The sequence below is a fragment of the Mesorhizobium sp. M1338 genome (assembly GCF_040318045.1).
Classification (GTDB): domain Bacteria; phylum Pseudomonadota; class Alphaproteobacteria; order Rhizobiales; family Rhizobiaceae; genus Mesorhizobium.
Genome location: NZ_JAMYLL010000112.1, coordinates 1 through 2,871, shown reverse-complemented (window position 1 = coordinate 2,871; position 2,871 = coordinate 1). Strand labels below are relative to the sequence as shown.

General features: G+C 57.2%; 3 protein-coding genes and 2 pseudogenes. 4 read left to right on the top strand and 1 reads right to left on the bottom strand.

Going from position 1 to position 2,871, the window contains the following annotated elements; genetic code table 11:
* Window positions 1-246 (top strand): annotated as a pseudogene (locus NKH19_RS33065) (hypothetical protein); the annotation flags it as partial.
* A gap of 107 nt (window positions 247-353) precedes the next feature.
* Here NKH19_RS33065 and NKH19_RS33060 read toward each other — a convergent pair.
* A complete protein-coding gene (locus tag NKH19_RS33060; protein WP_352983883.1) occupies window positions 354-1,139 on the bottom strand; it encodes an SDR family NAD(P)-dependent oxidoreductase in 786 nt (261 codons plus the stop codon).
* A gap of 449 nt (window positions 1,140-1,588) precedes the next feature.
* On the opposite strand from NKH19_RS33060, the pseudogene NKH19_RS33055 reads away from it, so the two are divergent.
* From NKH19_RS33055 to NKH19_RS33045, 3 genes and pseudogenes are all read left to right on the top strand, one after another.
* Window positions 1,589-1,786 (top strand): annotated as a pseudogene (locus NKH19_RS33055) (3-keto-5-aminohexanoate cleavage protein); the annotation flags it as partial.
* Window positions 1,787-1,883: 97 nt separating this feature from the next.
* The gene (locus NKH19_RS33050; protein WP_352983885.1) at window positions 1,884-2,417 is read left to right on the top strand and encodes a Mu transposase domain-containing protein; all 534 of its coding nucleotides are present in this window, start codon (window positions 1,884-1,886) and stop codon (window positions 2,415-2,417) included.
* A 12-nt stretch (window positions 2,418-2,429) separates the two neighbouring features.
* Window positions 2,430-2,871 (top strand): ATP-binding protein (locus tag NKH19_RS33045; protein WP_352983881.1); only part of this gene is annotated, 442 nt, incomplete at its 3' end.

Genomic DNA, 2,871 nt, shown 5'->3' with positions numbered 1-2,871 from the left:
ATGTCGACCGCGAAGACAACCATGCACCCGGCAGCGTCGTCTCGACGCAATTACATGCTTGACGTCCCAGCGGCGATTAGACAACGCCATCAATCGAGATGGCTCGCAAAGCTCAAGGCCCTGCTCAGAAAGGCCGCCGCACGAAGCTCGGACGACCTCTGGCGCGCCCTCGACGACATCTGTGGCCTCTTCGATCCCCAAGACTGCTGGAACTACCTTAAGTCCGCAGGATATGTTGTAGATTAATCGCCCGAAGCTCTATCCAAGCCCATTTGCGGGTAAAGGCAGGTCGTTGTCCCCGGCAAACTGAAGACCAGCCCCCAGTATTCTCAGCTCTGAGGCATACTGCCAATTTAACCGGCCTCGGTCACTATCCCAAAATTGGGGTTAGGAAGCTTCTTTGTACGGCCGCCGTCAATTACGTGCACCTGCCCAGTGATGAAGGTGCTCTCGTCAGAACAAAGCCATACCGCGAGATTGCCGACATCCCGTGGGTCGCCCAAACGTCCAACCGGGTGCATTCCAATCAGCTCCCTGCGGATGCGGGCGCTGTCAGGCATGCTGTCTAGGTAAATGTTGGTAAGATCAGATTTGATCCAGCCCGGCGCAATAGCATTGCACCGGATGCCCTCGTGTCCGTGGTCCACGGCGACCGCTGCGGTGAAAGCGTGAATGCCCGCCTTAGAAGCGGAATACGCTGGGTGCTTTGGATTCGATGCTAACCCCTCGACCGAGCCAATATTGACAATGCTTCCACCCCCCCGCTTGCGGAGATGAGGTATCGCCGCCTTCGTCAGCAGAAATGGAGCCTTCAGATTGACATCCATCATCTCGTCCCAATCGATCTCGGTCATCTCATCGACAGTCTTCTCGAACATAATGCCCGCATTATTGACGAGAATGTCCAGTCCGCCGAAGTGCTCGATAACCGTCTGCATGGCTCCAGCGATTTCTTGGGAGTTGGAAAGATCCGCTTTAACGTAGAGCACCTGATCGTTGAAGACCGTCGAGGGCGGCGAGTTCCGCTGCAAAATTGCGACCCTCGCCCCCTCTTCCGCGAAGCGTTGCGTAATGCCTCCGCCAATGCCTCGACCGCCGCCAGTGATAATTGCGATTTTGCCTGAAAGTCTAGCAGTCATTGGATATCCTCAAAGATGGTTGTTGCATCGTCGCTCCGATGCCTACCGGATTACAGCGACCAGCGTCGAGTTCAGTGAATGCACTGCATCGACGCTACGATAGTTCCGTTGGCCTGTTTGACATTCAGGTCCGAAAAGGTTGGCAGTAATCCTCACGCAGCGTTGCACTTATTTTGCCGTGTAACGTCTGTTTTCGGAAGCGCGGGGCATTTGAGCAGAAAAGACGCCGTCGTGAATATGCTGTGACCTAAAGATGAATGGTATCCGCTCACAACATTTAGGTGCCGAAGAGTTGCTGTCGCAAATCACTCGACGGTATGCTATTAGCGAGAAGGTTATCACATCGTGGAAGTATGCCGCCAAGGTCTGGTCGCGCTTCGTTCCGATGAAGAGCCAAGACCAGCGGGTCTGCTGATTGCGCATGGGCGAGTGAGCTTCTGAGCCCTAGGATGCAGAAATACACGGACTGGAAGCATGAGTGGGAAGCTCCTTTTCTCGAATCCACCCGTGACTTCATCTTCCGGAACACGTTCGCGGATATCGAGTACACGATCAAAGAACTCGGCGAAGGCCACGGTACGAAATTCGAGTTCGAGTGCTACGACCTCGGCCATCTTTACAATCTTGCTTGGATCATCGATCAGGGCTGGCTAAAACCGCCTTTCTTTGTCCAGATGGTGTTCGGTATTCTCGGCGGCGTAGGCAAGCTTTCCGAGCGAAGACTACGAATTCGCCGAGTGGCGTTTGGCCCGCGTCTCGACGGATTACCACGTCGAGTTCAAGACCTTCTTCTATTCCGTACCGCACAGCCTCATTCGCCAGCAAGTCGATCTGAGAGCAACGGCACGCACCATCGAGATCTTCCACCGCGGCAAGCGCATTGCCGTCCATCAGCGCCGCCATGGCGGCCCTCGTCATGGGACTGATCCGGATCATATGCCCAGCTCCCACCGGCGATATGCCGAGTGGATGCCGGATCGGTTCCGCCGCTGGGCCGCATCCGTCGGGCCCGAGACGGAAGGATTGGTTGTCGCAATCCTCGCCAGCCGACCACATCCTGAACAAGGCTTTCGAACATGCCTGGGTGTTCTGCGCCTGTTTCGCGATGTCACACGCGATCGCGCCGAAGCCGTGTCAGCCCGCGCTGTCGAGATCGGTGGGCTGAACTGCAAGAGCATCGCCTCGCTCATCGCCAATCACAAGGCCGCAAGGCAGTCCACCGAACCAACCGCCATCGTCGATCAGGCCAATCTGCGTGGCCCTGATTACTTTCATTGAGGAGACACACCCATGCTGATCAATCCCCCCATCGACATGCTGCGCGAACTCGGCCTTCATGGCATGGCCACCGCCTTCCAGGAACTCGACGCACAATCCGAAGCACGCCGCCTCGAGCACGGCGAATGGCTTGCCATGCTGCTCGAGCGCGAAGCGACCATGCGCCGCCAGAAGCGTTTCGAAGCCCGCGCCAGGGCTGCAAAGCTTCGCCATGACGCACAGATCGAGAATGCCGACTTTCGTGCCGCACGCGGTCTTGACCGCAATCTGTTCATGGCGCTCGCCGGCTGCGACTGGATTCGCAAGCATCACAGTCTTCTCATCACCGGGCCGGCGGGCGTCGGCAAGAGCTGGCTGGCCTGTGCGCTAGGCCACAAAGCTTGCCGAGAGGATTTCTCCGTCGCCTATCACCGCGTTCCCCGGCTGTTTGCAACACTTGCCCTCGCGAGAGGCG